Source organism: Kitasatospora sp. NPDC005856 (assembly GCF_040629945.1).
Lineage (GTDB): Bacteria > Actinomycetota > Actinomycetes > Streptomycetales > Streptomycetaceae > Kitasatospora.
This window is the reverse complement of the sequence record NZ_JBEXWT010000018.1, coordinates 1-13,349: the sequence shown is the minus strand read 5'-3', so window position 1 is coordinate 13,349 and position 13,349 is coordinate 1. Positions and strand designations below refer to the sequence as shown.

Sequence of the window (13,349 nt, the reverse complement as noted above, 5' to 3'; positions counted from 1 at the left end):
TTCGGGTGCGGCGGCGGCTCAGATGCGCTGGCGGCGGCCTCGCTTGACGGGCGCGGTGCCGCCGCGGGCGGCCTCCGCGGTGCGGGCGGCCTCGGCGGTGCGGGCCTGCAGGAGTTCGGCCTGCTGGGCGAGGCGGGTCTCGCAGTGGTCGAGCCAGCGGATCTCCGCCTCGGTCTGGAAGATGAGCTGGTCGAGGACGAGCAGCCAGGCCAGGTCGTTGCTGTCGGAGGGCACCACGCCGGGGCGCTTGTCTCCCGCGAGGGCGCGACCCTTGAGCCGGGTGTAGTCCTGGAGCGCCTTGATGCTGTGCCGGCGCTGGCCCTGGACGACGGCGGAGACGTCCACCCCGGGGACGGTGACCGCCATGGCGAGCTTGATCGCGAGTTCGTCGCGCGGCGGGTTGGTCCGCGGCACCGGGGTGTCGAACCAGGTCCGCAGCTCCTCCCGGCCGGCGTCGGTGGCGGCGTAGAACTGGTGGCCCTCGTCGTCCTCCCCGGCGGGCTGGACCAGCCCGTCGCGCTCCAGTCGCGACAGTGTGGTGTAGACCTGCCCGACGTTGAGCGGCCAGGTGGCGCCGGTGCGCGCCTCGAACTCGGTGCGCAGCTGGTAGCCGTAGCGCGGGCCCTGGTCGAGCAGGGCGAGCAGACCGTGACGGATGGACATACCGAGTATGTATACCCGGTATGCCCTGCCGTCTCAAGCCGCGCCCACCCGGTCCGGGGAGCGGGTACCGTCGTGCGGTGTGAGCCAGTTGCGCATTGCCACCTTCAACCTGTTGCACGGCCAGCCGCTCGCCCCGGACGGCGCCCCGCGGCCCTACCCGTCCGACGCCGGCGAGCCCTTGGCCGAGGCGGTGGCCGCGCTGGACGCCGACGTGCTGGCGCTCCAGGAGGTGGACCGGCACCAGGCGCGCTCCGGCGGCACCGACCAGGCGGCGGTGGCGGCCGCGGCGATGGGCGCCAAGGACTGGCGCTTCGCCGCCGCGCTGCACGGCCGCCCGGCGCAGGTCGCGGGCTGGGTGCCGGAGCCGGCCGCCCCGAACGGCCTGCGGGTGTACGGGCCGGGCGAGGTGGGCGACGGGGCCCCGCCCTCCTACGGGACGGCGCTGCTGACGCGGCTTCCGGTGCGGCACTGGCGGGCCCGGCGGTTCGCCCCGGCGCCGTTCGGGCTGCCGCTGCGGGTGGCCGGGCGGCGCGGGCTGACCCAGGTGCCGGACGAGCCGCGGGCGGCGCTGGCGGCCGTCCTGGAGGGCGACCGCGGGCCGTTCACCGTGGTGGCGACGCACCTGTCCTTCGTCCCCGGCTGGAACATGGCGCAGCTGGCCGGCATCCGGCGCTGGATCGCCGACCTGCCGCGGCCGTACCTGGTGCTGGGCGACTTCAACCTGGTCGGGGCCGTGCCCCGCACGGTGCTCGGCGGGGCGACGGCGCTGGAGCGCACCGCGCCGCGGGCGCGGGTGCGCGAGCTGCGGGCGGCACGGCGGGCCCGGCCGGCCCTGGCCGAGCCGCGTCGGCGCCGGGTGCGCGAGCCGCGCCCCCGTCTGCAGGGCTGGTACGACCTGGCGCGCACGCCGACCTACCCTTCGCACCGGCCCGCGGTGCAGTTCGACCACGTGCTGGCGATCGGTGTGCCGCGCGCGGCGGTCGGCCCGGCGGCGGCGCCGCGCGCGGCGGTGTCGGACCACCGCCCGCTGCTGGTCGAGGTGTCGCTGTAGGACGGGGCGCGCACACCCCGGGCGGGCCCTACGGGCGGGTCAGGATCCCGGCCTGCTGCGGGAGGTGGACGGTGGTGGCGGTCGGCGCCTGCCCCGGCCCGAGCGCGGACGGGGGTTCGAACTGGAGCAGCAGCATGGCCGCGTCGTCGCCGAGCTGGCGCCCGACGTGGCGCACCACGTCCTCGTGCAGGCGCCGCAGGACGTCGGCCGGGTGTCCGTCGGCGCAGTGCGGAAGGCGTTCGGCGAGCGGGTAGAAGACGCCCGCACGGTCGCGGGCCTCGATCACGCCGTCGGTGAACAGCAGGACCCGGTCGTCGCCCTGGAGCGGCAGCCGGTGCACCGGCGGGCGGACGTCGGCCGGGTCGAGGACGCCCAGCGGCGGTACGGTCTCGGCGAGTTCGAGCGGGCGGACCTCCCCGCCGCGCAGCAGCAGCGGGGCGGGGTGGCCGCAGTTGACGATCTCGGCGGCGCCGTCGGGACCGACGCCGATCAGCACCAGGGTGACGAACTCCTCCTCCACGCCGGGGTGGTCGTTCTCGTGCAGGGCGCGGTCGAGGCTGACGGCCAGCCAGCCGGCCACCCGGTCCAGGGCGGCCTCCTGATGGGCGGCCTCGCGGAAGGCCCCGAGCACGGCGGCGGCCGTCTCCACCGCGCCGAGGCCCTTGCCGCGCACGTCCCCGACCACGGCCCGCACCCCGTGCCGGGTGTTGACCACCTCGTAGAGGTCGCCGCCGATCCGGGCGTGCGCGGCGGCGGCCTCGTAGTGGACGGCCGCCCGGACGGTGCCGACCCGCTCGGGGACGGGCCGCAGCAGCACCCGGCGGGCGATCGAGGCGACCAGCTGGGCGTCGGCCAGCGCCCGTTCCTGGCGCAGTCTCAGGGTGGCGCTGACCCAGCCGATCGCGGCGACGAGCAGGATCGCGACGACGCTGGCGGCGTGCACGGACTCGCCGAGCGTGTCACTGCGGAAGGCCATCAGGAAGGCCGCCGCCTCGGTGCCCAGACCGATGGCGAGCGGGTACCAGGTTCGGTGGCTGACCACGGCGGCCAGCGCGGGTACGGCGGTGAGGGCCGGTTCGACCGTCACCTCGGTGCCGCTGAGGTAGTCGAGGGCGACGATCAGCACCATGCCGATGAACGGCAGCGCCAGCGCCGTCCTCGGCCAGGTGCCGGTCGCGCGCGGAGCGGGCCCCGGTGTCGGCCCGGTGAACCGCTCTCTGATCCATCCGGTCGCGCTCAACTTCGGTCTCTCCAGCAGAAGACGCCGATGCCCAGGGGCACCTGCGGTGATGACTGAGGGTCAGGGATTGCGGGCCTCGCTGGCGGCCGGAGCTCGGGGGTTGACCGGTTACCGACCCCACAATAGGCGCGAAACGTGCACGACGCACAGGTTTCGGGCACTGGCGTGATGACTTGGATGCTCTGCGTGACTCAATAGTCACTGTTCCCGATCAGGAGCCGTTCCAACTCTTTTCGGTCGGGAAGTCCTGCCGGACGGACGATCCGGCCGCTGCGGACGTACAGGAACGAAGCCGTGACCTGCTCGGGATCGACGCCCGCGTGCTCGGCCCAGGCCAGCCGGTAGACCGCGAGCTGCAACGGGTCGGCGGTCTCCTCCCGGTGGGTCTTCCAGTCCACCACTTCGTAGCGTGACGCACCACCGGATTCCGACAACGCGTCACCTTCCCGGTAGACCGCGTCGATCCGCCCCCGCACCACCCGCCCCGCCAGCACCAGCTGGAACGGCGCCTCCACCCGGTGGGGCTTGCGCTGGGCGTACGGGGTGCGCAGGAACGCCTCCTTGAGCCGCTCCAGGTCCTGCTCGTCCTCGATGCCGTCGTCGTCGGCCCCGGGCAGCGCGCCGGGCTCGACCAGCAGCAACGGCTCGATCCGGGACTGCACCCAGGCGTGGAAGCGGGTGCCCCGCCGGGCCGCCGGCTGCGGGGGGCGCGGCATCGGACGGGCCAGCTCGTGCGCGAAACCGTCCGGGTCGGCGGCCAGGCGGAGCAGCTGGGTGGCGGACAGCGAGGCGGGCAGCGGCACGTCCCGCGCGGTGCGCCGGGAGCGCTCCAACTCGCCCAGCAGCGCGGTCAGATCGCGGTCCCAGGAGGCGACCTGGCGCTGGTCCTCGGGGGCCATCTCCTCGGCTTCGGCGGTGGGTGCCCCGGCGATCCGCCCGCGCACCACCTCGGCGACCCGGCGGCGGGCGTGCTGGGCGCCCGGGTCCAGCGGCAGCGGCCAGGGGCGCTCGATGGGGGCGGCCAGCGCCGGGTTCACGGCGCCCTTCTCCGGCTGCTCGGCCCAGTGCTCGACCTCGCCCGCGCCGGGCTGTTCGCAGTGCTCGCGCAGCCGCTCCAGGAAGGCGGACGGGCCGCGGACGGTCTTCTGGCTCGGCCCCCACCAGTGCCCGGAGGCCAGCAGCAGCGACCGGGGCCGGGTGAACGCCACGTAGCCCAGGCGCAGTTCCTCGACGCCGGAGTGCTCGGCGAGCTCCTTCTTGAACGCCGTCATCGACTTCCCGTTCCACCCGCCGCGCACGTCGGGCAGAGTTCCGGCGTCGCCGCGCAGGGCGTGCGGGAGCACCCGCTTGGTGCTCGTCCAGCGTTCGCGCGGGCTCGACGAGGGGAACGCGCCCCGCACCAGGCCGGGGACGGCCACCACGTCCCACTCCAGGCCCTTGGACTTGTGCGCGGTGAGCACCTTCACGGTGTCCTCCCCGCCGGGCAGGCTGCTGTCCAGGCCGCGCTCGTACTCCTGGGCGGCGCGCAGGAAGCCGAGGAAGGCGGCGAGGCCCGGGTCGCCGTCGAGGTCGGCGAAGGAGGCGGCGACGTCCAGGAAGGCGTGCAGGGTCTCCCGCCGCCGGGCGGCCAGGGCCTGCGGGGAGGCGGCGAGTTCGACCTCCAGCCCGGTGACGGACAGCACCCGGTGCAGCACGTCCATCAGCGGGTCGGCGAGCGAGCGGCGCAGTTCGCGCAGCTCGGCGGCGAGCCGGGCGAAACGCACCCGCGCCTCGGCGGAGAACGGCAGCTCGTCCGGCTGGTCGCCCTCCTCACCGGTCGGGGCGGTGAGGAAGGTCTCCACCGCGTCGGCCAGCGAGACCACCTCGGTCGGGTCCGTCTCGGCGACCGCCGCGGCCAGCGCCTCGACGCCCTCGGGCCGGTCGGTGCGCACCAGGTCGGCGGCCCGGCGGCCGAGCAGCGCGAGGTCGCGCGGGCCGATCCGCCAGCGCGGACCGATCAGCAGGCGCACCAGCGCGGCGTTGGCGGTCGGGTCCTGCAGCACCTCGCAGACCGCCACCAGGTCGGCCACCTCGGGCAGCTGCAGCAGTCCGCCGAGGCCCACCACCTCGACCGGCACCTGACGGGCGACCAGCGCGGCGTGGATGTCCGGGAAGGCCGCGCCGCCGCGGCACAGCACGGCGATCCGGCCGGGCGCGGTGCCGGTGCGCACCAGGTGCTCGATCGAGTCGGCCAGCCAGTCGATCTCCTCGGCGTGGGTGGGCAGCAGCGCCGCCCGCACGTAGCCGTCCCGCTCGGCGCCGGGGGCCGGGCGCAGCGCCTCCACGCCCTCGTGCATCTCCCGCAGCGGGGCGGCGAGTTCGTTGGCGAAGGCGAGCAGCCGGCCGCCGCTGCGGCGGTTCTCGCTGAGCGCGTAGCGGGTGGCGGGGCGGCCGTCGGCCTTCGGGAAGTGCCGGGGGAACTCGTCGAGGTTGGCCACGGAGGCGCCGCGCCAGCCGTAGATCGCCTGGCAGGGGTCGCCGACGGCGGTCACCGGGTGGCCGCTGCCCTTCACGGAGCCGCCGTCCCCGGAGGTGCCGTCCCCGGAGCTGCCGTCGGGCCCGGCGCCGAAGAGTCCGGCGAGCATCAGCCGCTGGGCGACCGAGGTGTCCTGGTACTCGTCCAGCAGCACCACCTTGAACTGGCCGCGCAGCAGCTCGCCGACCTCCGGGCGCTGCTGGGCCAGGCGGGCGGCGGCGGCGATCTGGTCACCGAAGTCCATCAGCCCGGCGGAGCGCTTGCGGCGCCGGTAGTCCTCGACGAGGCGCAGCAGTTCCAGCCGGGCCCGGGCGGTGGCGGGCACAACCCGCAGGTCGTCGTTGGTCAGCTTGACGGTGGCGAGGGTGTCCAGCAGCCGCTCGTCGAACTCGCGCAGGGCCTGCGGCTCGACCAGGTGCTCGGCGAGTTCGCCGTCCAGCGCGGTCAGGTCGGCGACCAGGTTGGCGAAGGTGCCGGTGAGGGCGGGGAACGGGCCGCGGGCGGTGCGCAGCACCTTGGCGGCGAGCTGGAAGCGGGTGGCGTCGGCGAGCAGCCGGACGTCCGGCTCGATGCCGATCCGCAGGCCGTGCTCCTTGAGCAGTCGGCCGGCGAAGGCGTGGTAGGTGGAGATCTCCGGGTCGCCGAGCGGCTCGGCGCTGTCCCGGTCGGTCACGCCGGCCCTCAGCAGGGAGGCGCGCACGCGTTCGGAGAGCTCGCCGGCGGCCTTGTTGGTGAAGGTGAGGCCGAGCACCTCCTCGGGCCGTACGGCGCCGGAGCCGACCAGCCAGACCACGCGGGCGGCCATCACCGTGGTCTTGCCGGAGCCGGCGCCGGCCACGATCACGGCCGGTTCCAGGGGGGCGCCGATGGCCGCCATCTGCTCCCTGTTGAAGGGAATCCCCAGCAGCTCCTTGAGCTGGTCGGGATGGCTGAGCACGGCGGTCACCACGCAACCGTAACCGGAGCGGCGGACAAACCTCGCCCGGCCGTTGCCCGCCCGACCCCGGGGGCCGTCCGCCGGGCGGGCCCTACTCGACGAGTTGGGTGCCGTCGCGCTGGGCGGAGCAGCTGCTGCGGAAGCCGCAGCGGTCGCAGCCGCCGCCGGTCTGCGGGACGAAGCGCTCGGCGAGGACCTTCCCGGCGGCCTCGGCGAGCAGGTTCTCGATCCACGGCTCGCCCTCGGGCGGCTCCTGCCGCTGCACCTTGGGGGCGTCCTGGGCGGCCTTGGCGGCGGGCTCGCGCAGGTGGACCAGTTCGGCGCCGCCGGTGTCCGGCGGGTGCCCGGGGAAGCCGGGCAGCTCGTTCAGGGCGCCGGCCCGGACGGCGAGCTGGTAGACGGCGAGCTGCTTGTGCTCGGGCAGCGACTTGTCGGTGGGCATCTGCTTGCCGGTCTTGAAGTCGACCACGTAGGCGCGCCCGGCCGCGTCCTTCTCCACCCGGTCCATCGAGCCGCGGATGCGCACCGAGACGCCGCCGACGTCGAGCGTGACGTCGAAGCCGTGCTCGGTCGCGACGAGGTCCCGGCCGCGCTCCAGGACGTGCCAGTTGAGGAAGCGCTCCAGGGCGGCGCGGGCCTCGGTCTTCTCCTGCTGGGACTTCCAGGGCGCGTCGAAGGCCAGCGCGTCCCAGACGGTGTCCAGCCGCTCCATGAGCACGGCGAGGTCGGCGGGGGTGCGGCCGGAGCCGACCTCGTCGGCGAGGGCGTGCACCACGTTGCCGAAGCCCTGGGCGGCCGAGCCCGCGCCGCGGGCCTTGACCTCCTTGTCCAGGAACCACTGCAGGGAGCAGTTCTCCAGCTGTTCCAGCCCGCTGCCGGACAGCCGGACCGGCAGGTCGGCGCTGCGTAGCGGCTCGGGGGCGGCGGTGGGGTCGTCCAGGCCCCACCAGCGCTCGGGGCGGGCGGCGGGCACCAGCGGCTGGCCCTCCTCGTCGGTGGCGGCGGCGAGGGTGGCGAGGCGTTCGGCGGCGGCGCGGCGCAGTTCGGGCGAGCGGGCGGGGTCGACGGTGACGGCGCGCAGTTCGGCGACCAGCGCGGCGACGGACAGCGGGCGGCGCGGGCGGTGGGTGACGTCCTCGACGGTGACCGGCGGGGTGCGGCGGATCACCTTGCCGGTCCTGGGGTCGACGTCCTCGCGGTAGAGCTCGCGCAGGAACCGGGACGGTTCGTCGCCGTCGTCGGCGGGGGCCTTGACGGCGGTGACGATCAGCCGTTCCCTGGCGCGGGTCGCGGCGACGTAGAAGAGCCGGCGTTCCTCGCCGAGCAGGGCGCCCGGGGAGAGCGGTTCGGCGAGGCCGTCGCGGCCGATGCGGTCGGCTTCCAGCAGGGAGCCGCGGCGGCGCAGGTCGGGCCAGAGGCCGTCCTGGACGCCGGCCACCACGACCAGCCGCCACTCCAGGCCCTTGGAGCGGTGGGCGGTCATCAGGCGCACCGCCTCGGGGCGCACGGTCCGGACGGTGAGGGTGTCGGCGGCGATGTCCTGGGCTTCGAGTTCGGCGAGCAGGTCCAGGGCGCTGCGGTGGCCGGTGACCTGCTCCTCGGCCCGGGCGGCGGTCTCGAACAGGGCGCACAGGGCGTCCAGGTCGCGGTCGGCGTTGCGGCCGGCCGCGCCGCCGCGCAGGGCGGCCCGTTCCAGTCGCTCGCGCCAGCGGCGGCTGCCGTCCCACAGCTCCCAGAGCGCCTCCTCGGCGGTGCAGCCGCCGGCCAGCTGTTCGCGGACCTTGCGCAGCAGGGTGCCGAGGTCGCGGGCGCGGCGGGCGTGCGCGGGGTCGAGGGCGACGAGGCGCTCGGGTTCGGCGAGGGCCTCGCGGATCAGTTCGCCGGCCGGTCGCGGGACGGCGGCGGGGCGGCCGTCGGCTCGCAGGGCCGCGCGTTCCTCCTCGCGCAGGGCGCGGCCGAGCCGGCGCAGGTCGGAGCCGTCGAGGCCGCCGAGCGGGCCGGTGAGCAGGGCGTGCGCCAGTTCGGTGGTCAGGGGCTCGGTGGCGAGCGGGCCGGGGGAGTCAAGGTCGCCCTGCTTGTCCCGGGCGGCCTGTTCGGCGCAGGCCCGCAGGGCGAGCAGCAGGTGGGCGACGGCCGGTTCCTCGCGCAGCGGCAGGTCGTCGCCGTCGATCTCCAGCGGGACGCCGGCCGCGCCGAGCGCCCGCCGCACGCCGGGGATGGAGCGGGCGCCGGCCCGCACGAGCACGGCCATCTCGCCCCAGGGCACGCCGTCCTCCAGGTGGGCGCGGCGCAGCAGGTCGGCGATCGAGTCGAGTTCGGCGCCGGGGGTCGGGTAGGTGTAGACCTCGACCCTGCCGCCCTCGCGGGAGGGCAGCAGGGCGCGGTGCTGGGCGAGCTTGTCGGCGGGCAGCCGGCCCATCGGCATCCGGCGGGCGACTTCCCGGGAGGCGGCGAGCAGCACGGCGCCGGAGCGGCGGGAGACCCGCAGCACCTTGACGTCGGCGGGGCTGCCGTCGGCCTGCCGGAAGGTCTGCGGGAAGTCGAGGATGCCGTTGATGTCGGCGCCGCGGAAGGCGTAGATCGACTGGTCGGGGTCGCCGACGGCGACGAGGTCGCGACCGCCGCCGGCGAGCTGGCGCAGCAGCCGGACCTGGGAGGGGTCGGTGTCCTGGTACTCGTCGACGAAGACGACCTCGTAGCGTCGGCGCAGCTGCTCGCCGACCTCGGGTCGTTCGGCGAGCAGGACGGCGCGGTGGACGAGTTCGGCGTAGTCGAGGACGCCGCGCAGGTCGAGGACGTCGAGGTAGTCGGCCAGGAAGTGCGCGGCGGCGGCCCAGTCGGGGCGCCGGACGCCCTGGGCGAAGCGTTCGAGTTCGGCTTCGCCGAGGCCGAGTTCGCGGCTGCGGGCGAGGACGGCGCGGACCTCGTCGGCGAAGCCGCGGGTGGTCAGGCAGGCCCGCAGGTCCAGCGGCCACTCGATGCGGGTGCTGCCGTGCTTGGCGTCCTCGGCGCCGCCGGCCAGCAGTTCGCGGACCATGACGTCCTGCTCGGGGCCGGAGAGCAGCCGCAGCGGCTCGGCGTAGTCCTCCGGGTCCTGGTGGGAGCGCAGCAGGGCGTAGCAGAAGGAGTGGAAGGTGGTGGCCTGAGGGGCGGCGGCCGAGCCGCCGAGCCGGCCGGACATCCGGTCGCGCAGTTCGGTCGCGGCCTTGCGGCTGAAGGTGAGGACGAGGATCCGCTCGGGGTCGGTGCCGTCCTCGACGCGCCGGGCGACCGCCTCGACCAGGGTGGTGGTCTTGCCCGTGCCCGGTCCGGCCAGCACCAGCAGTGGCCCGCCGGTGTGCTCGACCACGGCGCGCTGGTAGGCGTCCAGCACGGGTGGGTCGGGCTGGACGAGCGGGCTGCGCACGAGCCGGTAGGGGGAGCTCACGAACTGGTCCTGGGGTCGAACGGTGGGGCACGGCGGGGGCGGGCCCGGCGGGCCCGCCCGTACCGAGCCTACGATCCTGCCCCGTCATTCCCGTCCGCGCGGCGTTTTCGGGAAGTGGGGGAAGCCGGGGCGTGAGGCACGCCCTAGCCGTCCTCCTGGCCGTCCCAGCGGGCCCGCCCGAGGTCGACCCGGGGCGGGTCGGCGAGTTCGCGCAGCGGGGTGCCCTCGTCGCCGTAGTGGGCGAGGGCGCGCTGCTCGTGGCCGGGCAGCAGGCGGCCGTCGGCGCGGATCACCCGCCACCAGGGCACCGATCCGCCGTAGAGTGCCATGACCCGGCCGACCTGCCGGGGGCCGCCCTGGCCGAGGTATTCGGCGACGTCGCCGTAGGTCATCACCCGGCCGGGTGGAATCCGCTCGGTCAGGTCGAGCACCAGTTCGGCGAACGGCGGCAGGGCGTCCGGAAGACCGTCGTGTGTTGCGTCCGTCACCTGCGGCATTCTTCCCTACGGGGGCGCTCGCGTGGCCCGGTGCGTACGATCCGCCGCGCCCGATCCGCCCCCTGTCCCGCACGGGGCGCCGGGGCATGCCACCATCTTCCGGGGCGGTGAGTGGTGATACGAGGACAAGACCAGATGACCGGGACGGCTGACGTGGGCGTGGACAAGGACTCCGACGAGTCCGCCGCCGCCGTGCCGCCGACGCCCGGGAACGGGGGCGAAGGCCGGCCCGAACCGGGGCCGACGCCGGAAGTCTCCCTGATCAAGGACCGGACGATCAAGACCCCCGCACCCACGAAGGCCCCCGAACAGCCCGGACCGCCCCCGGCCGAGACCACCGCGGCCCGCGAGCCGGCGATCCCGGAGCCGACGGTCCCGGAGCGGGCCGACGGCCGCCCGGGCGCCCCGAAGGCCCCCGCCGTCCCGCCCGAGGACCACGACCCGCTGGACGAGGCCCCGCACCTGGACGTCGACGAGCCGCTGCTCGCCGCCCGCGCGCACCGCCCGTCCGACCTGATCCGCTTCCTGGCCGGCGTCTTCGGCATAGTCGCCGTGTTCGTGCTGGCCGGCATCGCCACCTCGACCACCACCGGCATCGAACAGGACATCGCCTCCAACGCGCCGCACTTCTCCGCGGTGTTCTCCACCATCACCGGCCTGCTCTCCAGCGTCGCGGTGCTCGCCGTGCCGCTGGCCTTCGCCGTCGAGCGGCTGATCAAACGCGACGGCCTGCGGGTCGCCGACGGCGTGCTCGCCTCGGTGCTGGCGTACGGCGTCTCGCTCGGCATCGACTGGTGGGTCGCCGAGGGCGCCTCCGAACACATCCGGGACGCGCTGACCAGGCTGCCCCTGGACAGCAACGGCACCCTCACCGACCCGGTGCACGGCTACCTCGCCCCGGTGATCGCCTACATGACGGCCGTCGGCATGTCGAGCAGACCGCGCTGGCGGGTCGCCCTGTGGGTGGTGGTGATCTTCAGCGGGGTCACCGAGCTGCTCGGCGGCTACACCACCCCGCTGTCGCTGCTGCTCACCGTGCTGATCGGCTGGTCCGTCGCCTACGGCACGCTGTACGCGATCGGCTCCCCCAACATCCGGCCCACCGGAAAACACCTGATGATCGGCCTGCGCAAGGTCGGCTTCACCCCGGCCGGCGCCGTGCGCGCCCCCGACGCCCCCGGCGGCACCCGCCGCTACCACGTCACCCAGCAGGGCGGGCCCCCGCTGGACGTGCACATCATCGACCGGGAGCAGCAGGCCTCCGGCTTCTTCTACCGGGCCTGGCGGCGGCTGCGGCTGCGCTCGGTCGCGGTGCGCCGCAGCCCCCAGTCGCTGCGCCAGGCGCTGGAGCAGGAGGCCCTGATCGCGTACGCGGCGGCCGCCTCGGGCGCCCGCGCGCCGCAGCTGGTCGCCACCTCCGAGCTCGGCCCGGACGCCGCGATCCTGGTGTACGAGAACGTCGAGGGCCGCACCCTGGACGAGCTGGCCGACGAGGAGGTCACCGACCGGGTGATGGCCTCGATCTGGCAGTCGGTGGCCGCCCTGCACGAGCGCCGGATCGCCCACCGCCGGCTCACCGGCGAGTCGCTGCTGGTGGTGGACGGGCGCACCGGCTGCCTGGTCAACCTCTCCGGCGGCGACATCGCCGCCACCGACCTGACGCTGCGCATCGACGTCGCCCAGCTGCTCACCACCTTCGCGCTGCGGATCGGCCCGGAGCGCGCCGTCGCCACCGCCAACGCGGTGCTCGGCGCCGAGCGGGTCGCCCAGGCGCTGCCGCTGCTCCAGCCGGTCGGGATGAGCCGCTCCACCCGGGTCGACCTCGCCAAGCTCACCAAGGAGCGCAAGACCGCCGCCCGGGCCAGGGCGCTGGAGCAGGTCGCGGCCGGCGAGCGCACCCAGCAGCAGGCCGAAGAGGACATCGCGGCGGCCGGCGAGGACCTGCTGAGCCGCGTCCGCGGCCAGATCCTCCAGATCGCCCCCGAGGCCCCGATGGCCCCGGTCAAGCTGGAACGGCTGAAGCCGAAGAGCCTGATCATGGTGATCGCGCTGACCTTCGCCGCCTACCTGGCGCTGACCACCATCAAGCCGGCCCAGCTGAAGCTCTCCCAGATGAACTGGGCCTGGGCCGCGGCCGCCCTGCTCGCCGCCGCCTTCAGCTACGTCGCCGCCGCGATGAGCCTGACCGGCTTCGTCCCCGAGCGGCTGCCGTTCCGGCGCACGGTGGCCGCCCAGCTGGCCGGCTCCTTCGTCAAGCTGGTCGCCCCCGCCGCGATCGGCGGCATCGCGCTCAACACCCGCTACCTGCAGAAGTCCGGCATCCGCTCCGGCCAGGCGGTGGCCTCGGTCGGCGCCTCCCAGCTGGCGGGCCTGGCCGGGCACCTGCTGCTGCTGTTCAGCTTCGGCCTGATCACCGGCAGCCAGACCAACGGCGACCTCTCCGCCTCCCGCGCGGTGATCATCGGCGTGCTGAGCGCCGCCGTGCTCGCCCTGGTGGTGGCCGCCGTCGCACCGCTGCGCCGGTTCGTGCTGGGCCGGCTGCGCTCGCTGTTCTTCGGCGTGGTGCCGCGGATGCTCGACCTGATGCAGACGCCCAGCAAGCTGGTCACCGGCTTCGGCGGCATCCTGCTGCTGACCCTCTCCTTCACCGCCTGCCTGGACTTCTCGGTGCAGGCCTTCGGCGGCGACGTCAGCTTCTCGGCCGTCGCGGTGGTCTTCCTGACCGCCAACGCGGCCGGCTCGGCGATCCCCACCCCCGGCGGCATCGGCCCGGTCGAGGTCGCCCTGATCGGCGCCCTGACCGTCGCCGACGTCTCCCCCACCATCGCCACCCCGGCGGTCTTCCTCTACCGGGCGCTCACCTTCTGGCTGCCGGTGCTGCCGGGCTGGATCGCCTACAACGTGCTCCAGCGCAGGAACGCGCTCTGAGCCGCCGGCACCGGCACCCAGAAGGTGAGCGCCCGGTAGAGGAAGACCGCCGGGGTGGCGATGGTGGGGGAGACGTCGGCGACGGTCAGGG

At 75.1% G+C, this 13,349-nt stretch carries 7 protein-coding genes; 2 read left to right on the top strand and 5 right to left on the bottom strand.

From position 1 onward, the window contains the following. Positions 1-18 precede the first annotated feature (18 nt). On the bottom strand, positions 19-663 hold the full coding sequence (locus ABZ449_RS13770) for a PadR family transcriptional regulator (protein ID WP_360345080.1): 645 nt from the start codon (positions 661-663) through the stop codon (positions 19-21). Positions 664-742: 79 nt separating this feature from the next. On the opposite strand from ABZ449_RS13770, the gene ABZ449_RS13765 reads away from it, so the two are divergent. After that, on the top strand, positions 743-1,714 hold the full coding sequence (locus ABZ449_RS13765) for an endonuclease/exonuclease/phosphatase family protein (protein ID WP_360345078.1): 972 nt from the start codon (positions 743-745) through the stop codon (positions 1,712-1,714). A gap of 28 nt (positions 1,715-1,742) precedes the next feature. On the opposite strand, the gene ABZ449_RS13760 is transcribed toward ABZ449_RS13765, so the two are convergent. From ABZ449_RS13760 to ABZ449_RS13745, 4 genes are all read right to left on the bottom strand, one after another. Further along, entirely contained in the window at positions 1,743-2,954 is a 1,212-nt protein-coding gene (locus ABZ449_RS13760; RefSeq protein WP_360345076.1) for a PP2C family protein-serine/threonine phosphatase, read from the bottom strand. Between the two features lie 191 nt (positions 2,955-3,145). After that, a complete protein-coding gene (locus ABZ449_RS13755; RefSeq protein WP_360345074.1) occupies positions 3,146-6,415 on the bottom strand; it encodes an ATP-dependent DNA helicase in 3,270 nt (1,089 codons plus the stop codon). Between the two features lie 82 nt (positions 6,416-6,497). Next, positions 6,498-9,833 (bottom strand): ATP-dependent DNA helicase, encoded by a 3,336-nt coding sequence (locus ABZ449_RS13750; RefSeq protein WP_360345072.1) that lies wholly within the window; start codon positions 9,831-9,833, stop codon positions 6,498-6,500. A 143-nt stretch (positions 9,834-9,976) separates the two neighbouring features. Continuing rightward, positions 9,977-10,321 (bottom strand): MGMT family protein, encoded by a 345-nt coding sequence (locus ABZ449_RS13745; protein WP_360345070.1) that lies wholly within the window; start codon positions 10,319-10,321, stop codon positions 9,977-9,979. 144 nt (positions 10,322-10,465) lie between these two features. Between ABZ449_RS13745 and ABZ449_RS13740 the strand changes: the two genes are divergently transcribed. Then, the gene (locus ABZ449_RS13740) at positions 10,466-13,258 is read left to right on the top strand and encodes a flippase-like domain-containing protein (protein WP_360345068.1); all 2,793 of its coding nucleotides are present in this window, start codon (positions 10,466-10,468) and stop codon (positions 13,256-13,258) included. Positions 13,259-13,349 lie beyond the last annotated feature (91 nt).

Coding starts and splice junctions, on each gene's coding strand:
- ABZ449_RS13770 (WP_360345080.1), bottom strand. CDS start 663: ATGTCCATCCGTCACGGTCTGCTCGCCCTGCTCGACCAGGGCCCGCGC.
- ABZ449_RS13740 (WP_360345068.1), top strand. CDS start 10,466: ATGACCGGGACGGCTGACGTGGGCGTGGACAAGGACTCCGACGAGTCC.